Origin of the sequence: Gemmatimonas aurantiaca (assembly GCF_037190085.1) — a bacterium.
GTDB lineage: Bacteria > Gemmatimonadota > Gemmatimonadetes > Gemmatimonadales > Gemmatimonadaceae > Gemmatimonas > Gemmatimonas aurantiaca_A.
Genome location: NZ_JBBCJO010000005.1, coordinates 451559 through 466381, shown reverse-complemented (window position 1 = coordinate 466381; position 14823 = coordinate 451559). Strand labels below are relative to the sequence as shown.

Here is a 14823-nt window from a genome sequence, read left to right as displayed (position 1 = left end):
CATTCGGGATGTCGCGGATTGCCATCCTTCCGAGTGCCGTAGCCGACCAGATCGCCGCTGGTGAGGTCGTCGAACGCCCGGCCTCGGTCGTGAAAGAACTGGTCGAGAATGCGCTCGATGCCGGCGCGAAGACCGTCGACATCACCATTGAAGAGGGTGGCAGGGCGCTGATCCGCATTGCCGACGATGGCAGCGGGATGGACCGTGCCGACGCCGAACTGGCATTGTCCCGTCATGCCACGTCCAAGATCACGAGTGCCGAACAGCTCGTGGGTGTGCGGAGTTTCGGGTTTCGTGGTGAAGCCCTGCCAGCCATCGCCTCGGTGTCGGAGCTGCAGATCGAGACCGCGTCTGAGGATGGGGCGGGGACGCTGGTGCGTGTGTCGGGCGGCGCATTGCTCGAAACGCGGGACGTCGCGCGCCGACGGGGCACGACGGTGTCGGTGCATCGGCTGTTCTACAACACACCCGCGCGTCTCAAGTTCATGCGCAGCGCGCGTTCCGAATGGCGCGGCATCGTGGACACCATGCAGGCCATCGGTGTGTTGCGTCGCGATGTGCACTTCACCGTGCGGCACGATGGACGGGTCATGCTCGACTGGCCGGCCGTGACCACGTTGCGCGCGCGGCTTGCCGCGCTCTGGGGCGCCGACGATGTGCACCGCTTCGTCGACGTGGACGACGTGCAGGGAGTGGTGCATGTCTCCGGTCTGGCCGAGCGGCCGGCCGACGTGGGCACGGCCACGCGCCGCGTGCTGCTCATCGTCAACGGACGTGTGGTTCGCGATCACGGCATCGTCCGTGCCGCCGAAGCGGCGTATCGGTCGACCATTCCCAGCGGTCATCGTCCATCGCTCGTGCTGCAGGTGCATCTGCCGGGCGGTGATGTCGATGTGAATGTGCATCCCGCCAAGGCCGAGGTGCGCTTCAGGGATCGCTGGCCGCTCGAACGTGCGGTCGAAGAGGCCGTGCGGCGGGCCCTGGGACTTTTCGACGCCTCGGCGGGCATCGGCTGGCGCACATGGACACCGGGTGGTGGTGTGTCCGGCAACACCAGCGATGACGCACTGCTGCGTGGCAGCGTGCCGCTGGAGCCGTCGGCGCTGCGTGTGGCACCGCAGCCGACAGGATTGTTCGCCGCCGATATCGATGCGGCGGCGGATTCGGATGTGGATCCGGCGGTCGATCCGCCGTCCGATTCGAGCGTCGATCCGATGGTGGCTTCCACCCCGGACACGGAACTCACCACCCACGACTCCGTTCTCGTCGTACCGCCACTCGTGCAGCTCCGGCGCACCTACCTCATGTTCGAGCACGAGGACGGCGTGGTGCTCATCGATCAGCATTCCGCGCACGAACGGGTGCTGTACGAACGTTTCATGGGCATGCTGGAACGCGGAGAAGCCCCGTCGCAGCGTCTGCTGTTCCCCATGACGTTGCATCTGGGGCCGCAGGAAGCCGACGCCTTCGACGCCCATCGGGAGACATTCGCCAAACTCGGTTTCGAGATCGATCACTTTGGCGGTACGTCGTTGCTGGTGCAGGCGGTGCCGATGCCACATCCGCGATTCGACGCCGAACGCTGCCTGCGTGACACGTTGGCCGCCCTCGTGGGGGACCGCACCGCCAGCGCGGCCGCGCGCCACGAACGCCTCGCCGCCACGTTCGCCTGCAAGGCTGCCATCAAGGCCGGCGATCAGTTGTCACCTGGCGAGATGCAGGCATTGTATCGCGCGCTCGCGGACACGCGATTGCCCGCCCACGATGTGCACGGACGCTCCACCATCGTGCGATTGTCGTGGGATGAACTCGATCGCCGGTTCGGGCGCAAATAGCGTGCATGACATGCGCGGCGTGCGCTGTATCGTCGGCCCCACGGCCGCCGGAAAGTCCGCGCTGGCCATGGCCCTCGCCGAGCAGCGGGGGCTGTCCATCGTGAGCGCCGATTCACGGCAGGTGTATCGCGGCTTCGATATCGGGACCGCCAAACCCACCCGTGCCGAACAGGCCCGTGTGCCGCATTTTGGTCTCGATGTCGCGGAGCCCACGGAACGGTATTCCGCACATCGCTGGGCAGCGGACGCGCTTCACTGGTGCGCCGTGGCATCGGCCCGGGGTACGCCGCCAGTCATCGTGGGAGGCACGGGGCTCTACATCCGCGCGCTCGTGGAGCCATTCGACCCCGTTCCGGAACTCGATGCCGGGCGTCGGGCGCGACTCGAACCATGGCTGGCCACACTGGACCGTGAGGAGTTGATCCGCTGGTGTACACGCCTCGATCCGGCGCGTGCGCATCTTGGTCGTACGCAGTTGTTGCGCGCCGTCGAAACGGTGCTGCTGTCGGGAACGCGCATCAGTGACCGGCTGCGCACCTCGGCGCCGGCCACCGGATCGACGGCACGCCATCCGGCGGAGCCCGGGCTGACGGCACGGTACCTGGTGGTCGACCCCGGGCCGCCACTTGCCGCGCGCATCGCCGCCCGGGTGCAGGGGATGGTGCAGGAGGGGTTTTTCGAAGAGGTGGCCGCGCTGCGCGAACGGATTCCGGACGACGCACCGGCGTGGAATGCCTGTGGTTATCGAAGCATGCGTGATGCGCTCGATGGCCGGATGTCGGGTGATGCCGCGATCGAACGCACCATCGTCGAATCGCGGCAGTATGCCAAACGTCAACGCACCTGGTTCCGGCATCAGTTGCCGGAGACACAGGTGACACGCATCGATCCCACCGGCCCGGACGCACTGGCACGTGTGCTTGCGTGGTGGGACACCGATGTCACCGCGGATATTGTCACGGACGTCCTCGAGGAGCCCCTGTCATGAAGATCGGTATCACCTGCTATCCCACCTACGGCGGCTCGGGGGCCGTGGCCACGGAATTGGGCATCGCACTGGCAGCCCGTGGGCATCACGTCCACTTCATCACCTATCAGCAGCCATTCCGTCTGCCGAGCTTTCTGCCGCGGGTCTGGTTCCACGAAGTCGATGTGGGTCGCTATCCGCTGTTCGAATACCCACCCTACGATCTTGCGCTGGCGGTGCGCATGCACGAGGTGGTGCGTGATCATCAACTCGATGTGCTGCACTGTCACTACGCGATTCCGCATGCCACTAGTGCGTGGATTGCCCGTTCCATGCTGCGGGAGGAAGGCCGCGACGTCAAAGTGGTGACCACGCTGCATGGCACCGACATCACGATCGTGGGACAGGAGCGATCGTTCTTTTCGATCACCAGATTTTCGATCGAGAAGTCGCACGCCGTCACGGCGGTCTCCGAGTATCTGCGCGACGAGACCTATCGTGCGTTCGGTTGTGTGGGCTGCAATGTCGAAGTGATCCCAAACTTCATCGACCCGCGGCAGTTCGACCGGGCCAGTCACGTGTGCCCCATCCCGGCCGAGGTCATCGCCGGACGCAAGGTCGTGATGCACATCTCGAACTTCCGTCCGGTCAAGCGCGTGCGGGACATCGTCCGCACCTTCGCCCGCATCGCGCGTGAAGTGCCCGCGGTGCTGGTGATGGTCGGTGACGGCCCGGAGCGTGTCGAGGCCGAAGCCGAGGCGCGGGAACTCGGGGTGGCCGATGCCGTGCTGTTCCTCGGCAAGATCGACGCGGTCGCGCCTCTCCTGGCCGGTGCCGATCTGTTCCTGATGACGAGCGACAAGGAGTCGTTCGGATTGAGTGCGCTGGAAGCCCTGGCCAGCGGCGTGCCCGTGGTCGGCGCGGATGCCGGTGGTCTGCCCGAAGTCGTCACCGAGGGTGTCACCGGTTACTTGCGACCGGTGGGTGACATCGAAGGTCTGGCCGCGGCCGGTGTGCGGCTGCTGCAGAACCCCGCGCACTGGCAAGCCATGAGTGACGCCGCAGCGCAGGATGCCCGTCGCCGTTTCAGCGAAGACGCCATAGTCGCGCAGTACGAATCCCTCTATCTCCGCACGCTTCAGTCATGACCGTCTGGCAAGCCATCGTTCTGGGCATCGTCCAGGGATTGACCGAACCCCTGCCGGTATCGAGTTCGGCCCATCTCGCGTTGACGCCGTATTTCCTCGGCTGGTCCGATCCGGGGCTGGCGTTCGATGTGGCACTGCACTTCGGCACGCTGCTCGCGCTGATCTGGTACTTCCGGCAGGAATGGCTGGAGATGATCGCGAGTACGTGGCGCATCGTGACCACCCGGCGCATCGAGTCGGTGCACGACCGGCGGGTGCTCTATCTGATCGTGGCCACCATTCCCGGCGGTATCGGCGGGTTGTTGCTCAACGATCTGGCCGAGACCACGTTCCGGTCGCCGGTCATCATCGCCACATCGCTCATCGTGATGGGCATCCTGTTGTGGGTGGTCGATCGGTGGTGCGTGCGTGCGCGGGGCCTGGAGGACATCACGCTGCGTGATGCCATCATCGTGGGCTGCGCGCAGGTGCTCGCGCTCGTACCGGGTGTCTCGCGCTCGGGTTCGACCATGACTGCGGGGCGTCTGTTGCGGCTCGACCGCCCGAGCGCGGCGCGTTTCAGTTTTCTCATGAGCATGCCCATCACGCTCGCCGCGGTGATCGTGAAAGTCCCCCATGCCGTGCGGGAACACGGTGCCTCATGGCCCCTGCTTGCCGGTGTGGTCGCGGCGGCCGTGAGCAGCTGGCTCGCCATCGCCGTACTGCTGCGGTATGTGAGCCGCCACAGCTTCGGCGTGTTCGCCGTCTATCGTGTGCTGCTGGGAATCGTCGTGTTCGCGACGTTGGTCGCACGGGGGTAGTCGTAGGTTTGGGAGAGTGGGTTTGGGGTGAACAACCGGGTACCGAGTACCCGGAAACGTGTGTCCCGTAGTCCCAGCCCCCGTAGTCCCAGCTCCCGTGGTTCCAGCTCCCGTGGTTCCAGCTCCCGTGGTTCCAGCTCCCGTAGTTCCAGCTCCCGTAGTTCCAGCTCCCGTGGTCCCAGCCCCCGTGGTCCCAGCCCCCGTAGTCCCAGCAACCGTAGTCCCCAGCCCCTTCGTGTCTCTGCCTCCTTCTCCCGAAGTCATCTCCGCCGCCGGCCTCTCCGCCCTCGTCTACCACGACGTCGTCTCCTCCACGATGGACGTCGCCCACGACCTCGCGCAGCAGGGCGCCGCGGCGGGCACGGCGGTGCTGGCCGCGCGCCAGGAGCAGGGGCGTGGCCGCAGCGGGCGCGCGTGGCAATCAGAGGCCGACGCGGGGCTCTGGCTCACGCTGATCGAGCGCCCCGACGATCTGCGCGCGCTCGATGTGTTGTCGTTACGTATCGGCCTCGCACTCGCGGACGCATTGTCGCCGCTCGTGGATGGCGACATCCAGGTCAAATGGCCCAACGATCTGTATGTGCGGCAGCGGAAGCTCTCCGGCATTCTGATCGAAGTGCGCTGGCGTGACGGCCGTCCGGAGTGGGTCACCATCGGCGTCGGCATCAATCGCCGCGTGCCCACGCATTTCGATCAGGCCGCGCATGTGCGCAGCGACGTGTCGCGTGATGCACTCCTGCTGGCGGTCGTTCCGGCGCTCCGGCGTGCGGCGGCGGGCAGGGGCCCACTGCGTGCGGAGGAGTGTGAAGCCTGGGCGGCACGCGATTTTGCCCGGGGACGCGCCGTGACCGCGCCGGTGGCCGGCCATGTGGAGGGGATTTCTCCGGCCGGGGCGGTCCTCATTCGTGATGCCGCCGGCATCCTGCATGCACAACACAGTGGCTCGCTGGTGTTTGCATAGGCCAGGCCTGCCAAAACCGCAGCCACCACACCTGCATGATGCTGGACCGGCAGGCGTCCCGCCAATATGGCCGTCTGTAAGTTGTTGCATTGTATTGACTTAGGTGAAAAAATCCGGCCTTGACGTGCCTTCCGGATATGCATAGGTTTCCCATGCTGGCACTCATCGTTGGTGAGTGCTAACACTCTCTCTGTCATTTCTTAGTTGATCCCCTGACACATCGCAGGAGACCAGTACTCATGGCCAACCAGAAGGTCGCGCCTCTGGCCGATCGCGTCGTCGTGAAGCCGCTCGAAGAAGCGGAACAGATGCGCGGTGGGCTGTACATCCCCGATACGGCGAAGGAAAAGCCGCAGCAGGGCACCGTTGTCGCCGTCGGCCCCGGCCGGTTCGAGAAGGAAACCCGTGTGCCGATGGACGTGAAGGTCGGCGACAAGATCCTCTACGGGAAGTACAGCGGCACCGAAGTCACGATCGAGGGTGAGGCCCTCCTCATCCTGCGCGAGTCGGATGTACTCGCCGTGATCAACTGAACCGCCCTCAACCGAATCAGCTACCATGGCAGCCAAGGAACTGCATTTCAACGTTGACGCGCGCGCGGGTCTGAAGCGCGGCGTCGATCAGCTCGCCGAGGCGGTGAAGGTCACCCTCGGCCCCAAGGGTCGCAATGTCGTCATCGACAAGAAGTTCGGCGCCCCCACGGTCACCAAGGACGGTGTGACCGTCGCGAAGGAAATCGAACTGGCCGATCCGATCGAGAACATGGGCGCGCAGATGGTGAAGGAAGTCGCGACCAAGACCTCCGATCTCGCCGGTGACGGCACCACGACGGCGACCGTGCTCGCGCAGGCCATCTTCCGGGAAGGCCTCAAGAACGTGACCGCCGGCTCCAACCCGATGGCGCTCAAGCGCGGCATCGACAAGGCTGTCGCGGGTATCGTCGAGGAGCTGAAGCGCATCTCGGTCCCGACGAGCGGCAAGAAGGAGATCGCGCAGGTCGGTACCATCTCGGCCAACAACGACCCCGAGATCGGTAACCTCATCGCCGAAGCGATGGAGAAGGTGGGCAAGGACGGCGTGATCACCGTCGAAGAGGCCAAGGGTCTCGAGACCACGCTGGAAACCGTGGACGGCATGCAGTTCGACCGCGGCTACCTCTCGCCGTACTTCGTCACCGATCCGGAGAAGATGGAAGCCGTTCTCGAGAACGCGCTCATCCTGATCCACGACAAGAAGATCTCGGCCATGAAGGACCTGCTCCCGGTCCTCGAGAAGGTGGCGCAGCTCGGCAAGCCCCTGCTCATCATCGCCGAAGACGTCGAAGGCGAAGCGCTGGCCACGCTGGTGGTCAACAAGCTCCGCGGCACGCTGCGCATCTGCGCCGTGAAGGCCCCGGGCTTCGGTGATCGTCGCAAAGCCATGCTGCAGGACATCGCCACGCTGACCAAGGGTCAGGTCATCTCCGACGAAGTCGGCTTCAAGCTCGAGAACGCGGTCCTCACCGACCTCGGTTCGGCCAAGCGCATCGTGATCGACAAGGACAACACCACGATCATCGACGGCGCCGGTGAGCAGAAGGACATCGAAGGCCGCGTGCGCGAAATCCGTGCGGCCATCGACAAGAGCACGTCGGACTACGATCGGGAGAAGCTGCAGGAGCGTCTGGCGAAGCTCGCCGGTGGCGTGGCCGTCATCAACGTCGGCGCCGCGACCGAAGCCGAGATGAAGGAGAAGAAGGCTCGCGTGGAAGACGCGCTGCACGCCACGCGTGCCGCCGTCGAGGAAGGCATCGTCCCCGGTGGCGGTGTGGCCCTCATCCGCGCGCAGCACGTGCTCAAGGACGTGAAGACGGCCGAGCGCGACGAGCAGATCGGTGTCGACATCGTGCGTCGCGCGATCGAAGAGCCGCTCCGCATGATCGTCGCCAACGCCGGTGGGGAAGGCTCCATCGTGGTGGAGAAGATCCGCACGGCCAAGGAGACGAGCTTCGGCTACAACGCGCTGACCGACACGTACGAAGACCTCGTGCAGGCGGGTGTCATCGACCCGACCAAGGTCACGCGTACCGCGCTCCAGAACTCGGCCTCGATCGCCGGTCTGCTGCTGACGACCGAAGCGCTCATCGTCGAGAAGAAGGAAGACAAGCCGGCCGCGCCGGCCGGCGGCCCGGGCATGGGCGGCATGTACTGAGCAACGGTTACGGGGAGTGGGTTTTGCGGTTTGCAGACCGACTCCCCGGATTCCGTGCAGGGCAGATGTGCGAGCGGGCGCTCTCTTTCGGGGGCGCCCGCTTTGCATATTTCATTTATTGGATGTTCTGAACGGAGGGTGACATGCTCGAGGGAATTGCGAGGTCTGCTGAGGAATACGGGAAGCGTGGAACGAGGATATCACGCGGGTTTCAACGATAGATCATCCCGGAGAACCAAAAATGCGCGCAGCCGCCGGAAGAACGATGTCTGGAGCAATACAAAGACATCTGGTCCTTCTCTGTCTGATGTTGGGAAGCTTCTACTTCTTTCGGGCGGGGCAGGACGCGTTGGTGACTCGTGTGGTGCAGTATGGATTCTGGGTGTTGCTGATCTCTTCGGCGTTTGCGCTCCTGACAATTATGAGGCGGCGACATCAGCCGATGTTGGTGCTCGCGGGAATATCCACGCTGATTGGTGGAAGTTGTCTGTCGGCATGGTTCTCCCTCCATCCTCGTGGGGAGCTCCTGATGGAAGGGATTGGAATCGGTCTCATCGTGGCTGGCAGCGCCTGCGCCATGGCGGGACTGCGTCGTGAGGCGCCGAAGGATTTCTGATCGGCGTGGATCCGTGACATCCGCGTGATCCGCGTCAACGCAGTTGCTGTTGACGCCTGGGACGACCGCGAGACAACGGGAGAGAAAGCAGGAGGGAGCTGTTCAGGATGGAGGTGGCGAGACAACGGCCCAGAGCCAGTTCCCGCGTGCCTAAAACAACGCCAACTGCGTGACTCGAGGGCCGCCGTGCCACGAGGGACGCGCCGAATCGAGGTCCACCGGTGTCATGGGCTCGCGTTGCGGACAGGCCCACAGCGCGTCGCCGTGCCATCCGCATCGACGCAACACATCACGCGCCGTGGCGACCGCAATGGCCGGCGTATTGTTCGTTTCCGAGAGGTGGGCCAGCAGCACGCCACGCAGACCACGATGGGCACACTCCGCGGCGAGTGCGGCGGACGTGGTGTTGGACAGATGCCCGCTGCCTCCGCGGATGCGCGCCTTGAGCGCACGCGGGTAGGGGCCGTTCGCCAGCATCGTGGTGTCGTGATTGGATTCGAGCACTAGTAGATCGAGACGCGCCAGAAACGCCGGCAGTGTTTCGGGTACGTGTCCGGCATCGAGCACCACGCCCACGCGTGCGCCACTCTGCGTGTCGGTGAGCACCAACGCGCGGCAATCGGCCGCGTCATGTGGCAGGTGGTGATGTTCGATGGAGAAGCCGGCCACCGCCGTGGGTGCCTCACTCGCCAGCGCCTGCGTCAGGGTGGGGGCACCGCCAGCCATGTCCTCCAGTGCCGTCAGCGTGCGCTGTGATGCCAGCACCGGCCACTGCCAACGCGACGAACTCACCGCGGCCCCACACGCATGGTCGACGTGCTCGTGCGTGAGCAGCAGCGCGTCGATCGATTCGGGTTGCCGTTGGGCGGCCTGCAGACGTTGCGCGAGCGCGCGGGCGCTGAAGCCTGCGTCCACCAGTACCGTGCCGGCGCTTCCGTCGATGAGAATGGCGTTGCCGCGACTGCCGCTGCCGAGGACCGTGACCCGAATCATCCCCGAAGGATGCACCCGTGTCAGCTTCTGGGCCAGCGGGGATCGGCGGTGGCCATGGCGTGGATGTGATGCCACCACGCAGCGGACGGTGCCTCCAGCGCCACGTCACGGCGCGCCATCATGCGCGATGCCGTGTCGATGAACTTATCCACGTCGAACGTCGCATAGGGCGCACGCGCGCCCCAGGAGAACGGCGCCACCGCCTTGGGTGGCATGGTGTCGAAGACATTCGCGCCCGCGCCGATCACGCACCCGGTCGAGATGCGCAGACCGATACCGGCCTTGGCGTGATCGCCGAACAGCGTCCCCAGGAACTGCAGGCCTGTGTCGCGCACGCCGTCGGGCGTCCACAACGCCACTGGCCCGTACGTGTTCTTGAGATTGCTCGTGATGGTGCCGGCGCCGAGGTTCACCCAGCGGCCGAGAATGGAATGCCCCACGAATCCATCGTGCCCCTTGTTCGCATGCCCGACGAGAATGGACATGGACAGTTCACCATGCACCCGACACACATCACCGATGGACGAGGCGGCGACACGGTCCATCGTGACCGTGCTGCCGATGCCGATATAACATGGGCCCACCACCCGCGTGAATGCCTGCACGGTCGCGCCGCGGCGGATGAGCACCGGACCCATGGACACATCGAAGACGGCCAGCGGTTCCACCGTGGCGCCGGCTTCCACGTACACGGGATGTTCGCCGAACACCACGGGTGCGGGAACTGGTGCTGAGCCGGGCGCCAACGTTTCCTGCAACGTCTCCAGATGCCACGCACTGCCCAACAGCGGAATGTCGCTCTTGAGCTGCTCCACGAGCGTGCCGATGAGATCCCAGATCTCGCGCAACCAATGTCCGTCGATGCGATGAACGACGTGGTCAACGGCATCGGACCCGGCCTCGGCGGTCAGCGCCTGCCACGCATCGGGATCATCACGCAGGGACTCCACCGACACCGCTCGATCGAGGCACACGGCGGCCACCTGATCGCCTATCAACAACACGGCTCCCGCCACCGACGGTACGGGAGCCCGCTGCAACGTCGGCAAAGCCCGCGTGTTCACGACCCAGGTGCCGGCGGCGATCTCTCCGGCGCATGCCGGTGGGGCGTCGAACTCCGCGAACCCATCGAGATGGGCGGCTGCGATGAATCCCGTCGATGCGAGGCCCAGCACATGCTCCCATCGTTCGCGGATGAGCAGTGCACCGGCGCGCATCTCGCACAACGGGCGCGTGGTGGCAAACGGCTCGAAACGCCGCGCTGCGTGATCGTCGAGAAAGACGATCACCGCTCCCGCACCTCGGCAGGCAGTGCATCCAGCAACGTCTTGAGATTCGTCGCGTGTTCGCGCGTGGTGACCATCACCAGGCCGTCCCGCGCCACCACCACGAGATCGTTCACGCCATACAACACGACCTGCACACCTTCGGCGTGCACGACATTGCCCGCGGCACCGAGCGCGAATGCGGGTCCCGACATCGCGTTTGCATGCACGTCGTGCGCACGCACCCGATGCAGCGCGGCCCAGGTGCCCACGTCATCCCAACCGAATGCACCGGGCAGCACCAGCACGCGCCGGCTCCGCTCCAGTACACCCACGTCGATGGCGATGGACTGCACCTGCGCGAAGAACCGTTCGAGATCGCCACCTGCGGCGACGAGCGCCGGATGCACTTCCGGCGTGAGCGCGGCGAGTTCGTCCAGCAGATCGCCCACGCGCCAGGCAAAGATGCCGGAGTTCCAGAGATATCCGGCCTCCACCATCTGCGTCGCGCGTGTCTGATCGGGCTTCTCCACGAATCGCGCCACGCGCTGTACGGTGCCCAGGGCCGCATCGAGATCGGGCACCGCCTCACCGGGCTGGATATACCCGAAGCCCGTGTCCGGCCGTGATGGTACGATGCCCACGGTCACGAGGGCATGCGTGAATGCGGCCGTGGCCGCGGCGCGGTCGAGCGTGGCGCGGAAGGTCGGGACATCACCGATCGACCAGTCGGCGTGTGTGCACACCATGACCGCGTCGGGTCCATCCCGTTCGGCGATCAGCGCGGCGGCCCAGGCCAGTGCGGCGCAGGTGCCAGCGGGCCGGGGTTCGGCAATCACATTCTCCGCCGGCAGCGTGGGCTCGAGCGCCAGGATGGCAGCGCGCAGCTCCGCATTCGTGAGGATCAGCGTGCGTTCCGGAGGAGCCGAAGGGCGCAGGCGATCGAGCGTGTCCTGCAGCATGGGCGCCTCGGTGACGAGCGGCAGCAGCTGCTTGGGGCGCGCCGGAGTGGACAACGGCCAGAATCGGGAGCCAATGCCACCAGCCAGCACCACGTTCCAACGGTTCATGACGGATCGGGAAAGGAAGAAAAATGGCTATCCATGATGGCTATTGCCGGGTGGCTATCCAGCGGACGCATCGCCCTGGCGCCCGTCACGGACTGTGGTCGCCCGTGGTATAGCGGTTGGTATAGCGGCGCACCCGCCCCAGCAGCCCGCGTGGACTGAAGGGTTTGGTCATGATCTCGGCCACGCCGAGGGCTTCCGCGTCCCGGAGCTGGGCATCCTGACCGGCGGCCGTGAGCACGATGCAGGGGAGTGCGGCCCATCGCGTGTCATGACGGACAGTACGCAACACATCGATTCCGGACATCCCGGGGAGCATCAGATCGAGCACCAGCAGCGCGACATCGGGCTCGGCCTGCAGGAGGGCCAGGGCCTCCGGGCCATGCTCGGCCAGCAGGACACGAAAACCATCCTGCTCGAGACGGGTCCGAATGATGAGACCGATGTGGGGCTCGTCGTCCACGACCAGCACCGTCACCTGCGCCGGTGCGTCCCCGGGCATCTCCGGCAGGGACGTGAAGGTCAGACGAGGGCCGAGAGCTGCGACCGGTGCCGGCGCAGTTCGAACAGCAGGGCGGCCAGATTGGCCTCGGGGCGCAGCAGGACGAGCAACAGCGCATCGGGCGAAAGCGATGTCACCACCACCGAACCCCCGGAGTATTCGAGGACCATGAGACCGAAGTCCCCACGCTGTGAGGCCAGTCCCATCTCGACCGCCGCCAGAGCCATGGGTGGTACGTGCGCGGCCAGCCCCTCCGGGTCGAGCGCGCCATTGCTGGTGCCATCGATCAGCAGGCCGTCCCGGCCGAGGACGATCGCTGCATCGATGCCATCGCGGCGCCGGAGCGCCGTCACGAGATCGCGGATGGTGGGCATGGCGGAACGCTGTCTGGACCACCGGGTGAAGTCAAGCGATCCCGGCCAGGCTACACTGGTGTCAACCGCTTGCCCCAGCATGAGTTGGGCGGTAACCTCCGATGTCGTATGATACTGCGGTTCCGATGCACCTTCTGGTACCAGTCATGGGGAAGACCCTGTTTGCCCGTCTGTCCGGCGCGCCCCGCAAAGCTCGGCGCGCTCTGTCGTTTTGTGGCCTGTCGCTCGCGGCGCTGGTGGTATCGGGCTGCGGCGACAGTAACCTACTGTCGCCCGCAACGGTCGAGAATACGACCCGCACCTACTCCGTGTACGCGCTGAGCGGCGCGTCGGGGTTGTTGCCGGCCGCGTACAGTTATGTCACCGAGAGCATCGAGCGTCCGCAGGTTCTTTCCAACGGCGCGGTGAATTTCGACGTGGCCTTCGATCTGACCAGCGATGGCAAGGTGGCGATGATTCCGGTGCGGGTGATCGTTCCGGCACCGCCGCTCGGCGCGCCGGCCGTGAGCACGCTGCGATCGGAGACGCCGTTTGCGAATCTGACCCGCGCGCCCGACAAGGGCTATGCGGCGGATACCACCATCGTCGCCGGTGTGGGAGAGACCGTCCTGCTGCAGTTGCACGGCTCGGGGTGTGTCTACGGGTATCCCTACTACGCGAAAGTCATCGTGGACAGCATCATCGCGGCCGAACGGCGCATGGTGATCCGCTCGCTGGTGAATCGCAACTGCGGATACCGCTCGCTCGCCGAAGGGATCCCCGAGAGCTGATGTTCCGCCACTGACGTTCTGATCTTCACACCGCCAGGTATGCACGATATTCGCTTGTTGCGTGACCAGCTCGACGTGTTGCGCGAGGGGATGCGCCGCCGGGGCAAGCTGACCGAACTCGGAGCCCTGCTCGATCGCGCGGAATCGCTCGAGCAGGCGCGCCGCGCGGCCATCACCGATCTCGAAGCGCAGCAGGCCTTTCGCAACAAGGTCACGCAGGAAGTGGCGCAGCGACGCAAGGCCGGTGAGGATGCCACCGCCCTCATCGCGGAAGGCCGCACCATCGGTGAGCAGATTTCTGTGCTCGACCAGAAGCGCGCCGAAGCCGAGTCGGCGGTGCAGGCGATGTTGTACGAGCTGCCCAACATTCCGCTGGCCGAAGTGCCCGAGGGCGACGAGACGCACAACACGGTGGTCTCGAGCTGGGGTACCCCGCGTGACGACGGGGCCTCGCTCGTGCCGCACTGGGACAAGGCCGCGGAACTGGGCGTGCTCGATCTGGCGCGTGGCGCGAAGATCAGCGGGTCGGGGTTCATCGTGTTCCGTGGCGCGGGGGCGAAGCTCGTACGCGCGCTGATGAACATGATGCTCGACATTCACACCACCGAACACGGTTACGAGGAGTGCTGGGTGCCGCTGGTCGTGAACCGGGCGACGATGACCGGCACGGGGCAGCTGCCCAAGTTCGAGGACGACATGTACGCCCTCCAGGAAGAGGGGATGTTCCTCATTCCGACGGCGGAAGTGCCGGTCACGAATCTCTATCGGGACGAGATTCTCGAGGCGTCCGATCTGCCGCGCGGCTTCTGCGCGTTCAGCGCCTGCTTCCGTCGTGAAGCGGGGGCGGCGGGCAAGGACACCCGCGGTCTGCTGCGGGTGCACGAGTTCGACAAGGTGGAGCTGGTGCGGTATGCGGCTCCGGAGCATTCGCGCAACGAACTCGAAGTCATGACGCGACACGCCGAGATCATTCTCGAGCGTCTCGAGCTGCCGTATCGTCGGTTGCTGCTGGCCGCCGGCGACACCGGTTTCTCGAGCGCCATGACGTACGATCTCGAAGTGTTCGCGCCGGCGGTGGGCAAGTGGCTCGAGGTTTCGAGCTGCAGTGTGTTCACCGACTTCCAGGCGCGTCGCGCGAACATCCGCTACCGTCCCGCCGCCGGTGAGAAGCCACGGTTCGTGCATACACTCAACGGATCGGCGCTGGCGTTGCCGCGCATCATCGCGAGCATCATCGAACATCATCAGCAGGCTGACGGCTCGGTGCGCATTCCCGACGCCTTGCAGCCGTATTTCGGTCGGGCCGTTCTGGCCTGATCGGATCGCCGATCGGGC

15 protein-coding genes are annotated in these 14823 nt (G+C 65.5%); 10 read left to right on the top strand and 5 right to left on the bottom strand.

What is annotated here, in order from left to right; genetic code table 11:
* The first annotated feature begins 8 nt into the window (after positions 1-8).
* From mutL to WG208_RS07800, 8 genes are all read left to right on the top strand, one after another.
* Entirely contained in the window at positions 9-1835 is a 1827-nt protein-coding gene (mutL, locus tag WG208_RS07835; protein ID WP_337170778.1) for a DNA mismatch repair endonuclease MutL, read from the top strand.
* Positions 1804-2823: a tRNA (adenosine(37)-N6)-dimethylallyltransferase MiaA gene (gene miaA, locus WG208_RS07830; protein WP_337170777.1), complete on the top strand. Its 1020-nt coding sequence runs from the start codon at positions 1804-1806 to the stop codon at positions 2821-2823. The genes mutL and miaA overlap by 32 nt, the downstream gene beginning before the upstream one ends.
* The gene (bshA, locus tag WG208_RS07825; RefSeq protein WP_337170776.1) at positions 2820-3950 is read left to right on the top strand and encodes an N-acetyl-alpha-D-glucosaminyl L-malate synthase BshA; all 1131 of its coding nucleotides are present in this window, start codon (positions 2820-2822) and stop codon (positions 3948-3950) included. The genes miaA and bshA overlap by 4 nt, the downstream gene beginning before the upstream one ends.
* Positions 3947-4750, top strand: coding sequence for an undecaprenyl-diphosphatase UppP (gene uppP / locus WG208_RS07820; RefSeq protein WP_337170775.1), 804 nt, complete (start codon positions 3947-3949; stop codon positions 4748-4750). The genes bshA and uppP overlap by 4 nt, the downstream gene beginning before the upstream one ends.
* Positions 4751-4985: 235 nt before the next feature.
* A complete protein-coding gene (locus WG208_RS07815; RefSeq protein WP_337170774.1) occupies positions 4986-5711 on the top strand; it encodes a biotin--[acetyl-CoA-carboxylase] ligase in 726 nt (241 codons plus the stop codon).
* A gap of 239 nt (positions 5712-5950) precedes the next feature.
* On the top strand, positions 5951-6244 hold the full coding sequence (locus tag WG208_RS07810; RefSeq protein WP_012683024.1) for a co-chaperone GroES: 294 nt from the start codon (positions 5951-5953) through the stop codon (positions 6242-6244).
* 25 nt (positions 6245-6269) lie between these two features.
* A complete protein-coding gene (gene groL, locus WG208_RS07805; protein ID WP_337170773.1) occupies positions 6270-7901 on the top strand; it encodes a chaperonin GroEL in 1632 nt (543 codons plus the stop codon).
* Between the two features lie 241 nt (positions 7902-8142).
* Positions 8143-8517: a hypothetical protein gene (locus WG208_RS07800; RefSeq protein WP_337170772.1), complete on the top strand. Its 375-nt coding sequence runs from the start codon at positions 8143-8145 to the stop codon at positions 8515-8517.
* 150 nt (positions 8518-8667) lie between these two features.
* Here the strand turns inward: WG208_RS07800 and WG208_RS07795 are convergent, their stop codons facing one another.
* From WG208_RS07795 to WG208_RS07775, 5 genes are all read right to left on the bottom strand, one after another.
* Positions 8668-9510 (bottom strand): MBL fold metallo-hydrolase, encoded by an 843-nt coding sequence (locus WG208_RS07795; RefSeq protein ID WP_337170771.1) that lies wholly within the window; start codon positions 9508-9510, stop codon positions 8668-8670.
* 20 nt (positions 9511-9530) lie between these two features.
* Entirely contained in the window at positions 9531-10799 is a 1269-nt protein-coding gene (locus WG208_RS07790; RefSeq protein ID WP_337170770.1) for a putative sugar nucleotidyl transferase, read from the bottom strand.
* Complete coding sequence (locus WG208_RS07785) at positions 10796-11845, bottom strand: sugar phosphate nucleotidyltransferase (RefSeq protein WP_337170769.1); 1050 nt, start codon at positions 11843-11845, stop codon at positions 10796-10798. Before WG208_RS07785 ends, WG208_RS07790 begins: the two co-directional genes overlap by 4 nt.
* 85 nt (positions 11846-11930) lie before the next feature.
* Positions 11931-12344: a response regulator gene (locus WG208_RS07780; protein ID WP_337170768.1), complete on the bottom strand. Its 414-nt coding sequence runs from the start codon at positions 12342-12344 to the stop codon at positions 11931-11933.
* A 20-nt stretch (positions 12345-12364) separates the two neighbouring features.
* Positions 12365-12718 carry a roadblock/LC7 domain-containing protein gene (locus tag WG208_RS07775; RefSeq protein WP_337170767.1) on the bottom strand — a complete coding sequence of 118 codons (354 nt, stop codon included), beginning with the start codon at positions 12716-12718 and terminating at the stop codon, positions 12365-12367.
* Positions 12719-12864: 146 nt separating this feature from the next.
* Here WG208_RS07775 and WG208_RS07770 point away from each other — a divergent pair, with 146 nt between their 5' ends.
* Both WG208_RS07770 and serS read left to right on the top strand, forming a co-directional pair.
* Entirely contained in the window at positions 12865-13488 is a 624-nt protein-coding gene (locus tag WG208_RS07770; RefSeq protein ID WP_337170766.1) for a hypothetical protein, read from the top strand.
* Between the two features lie 39 nt (positions 13489-13527).
* Entirely contained in the window at positions 13528-14805 is a 1278-nt protein-coding gene (gene serS / locus WG208_RS07765; protein WP_337170765.1) for a serine--tRNA ligase, read from the top strand.
* Positions 14806-14823 lie beyond the last annotated feature (18 nt).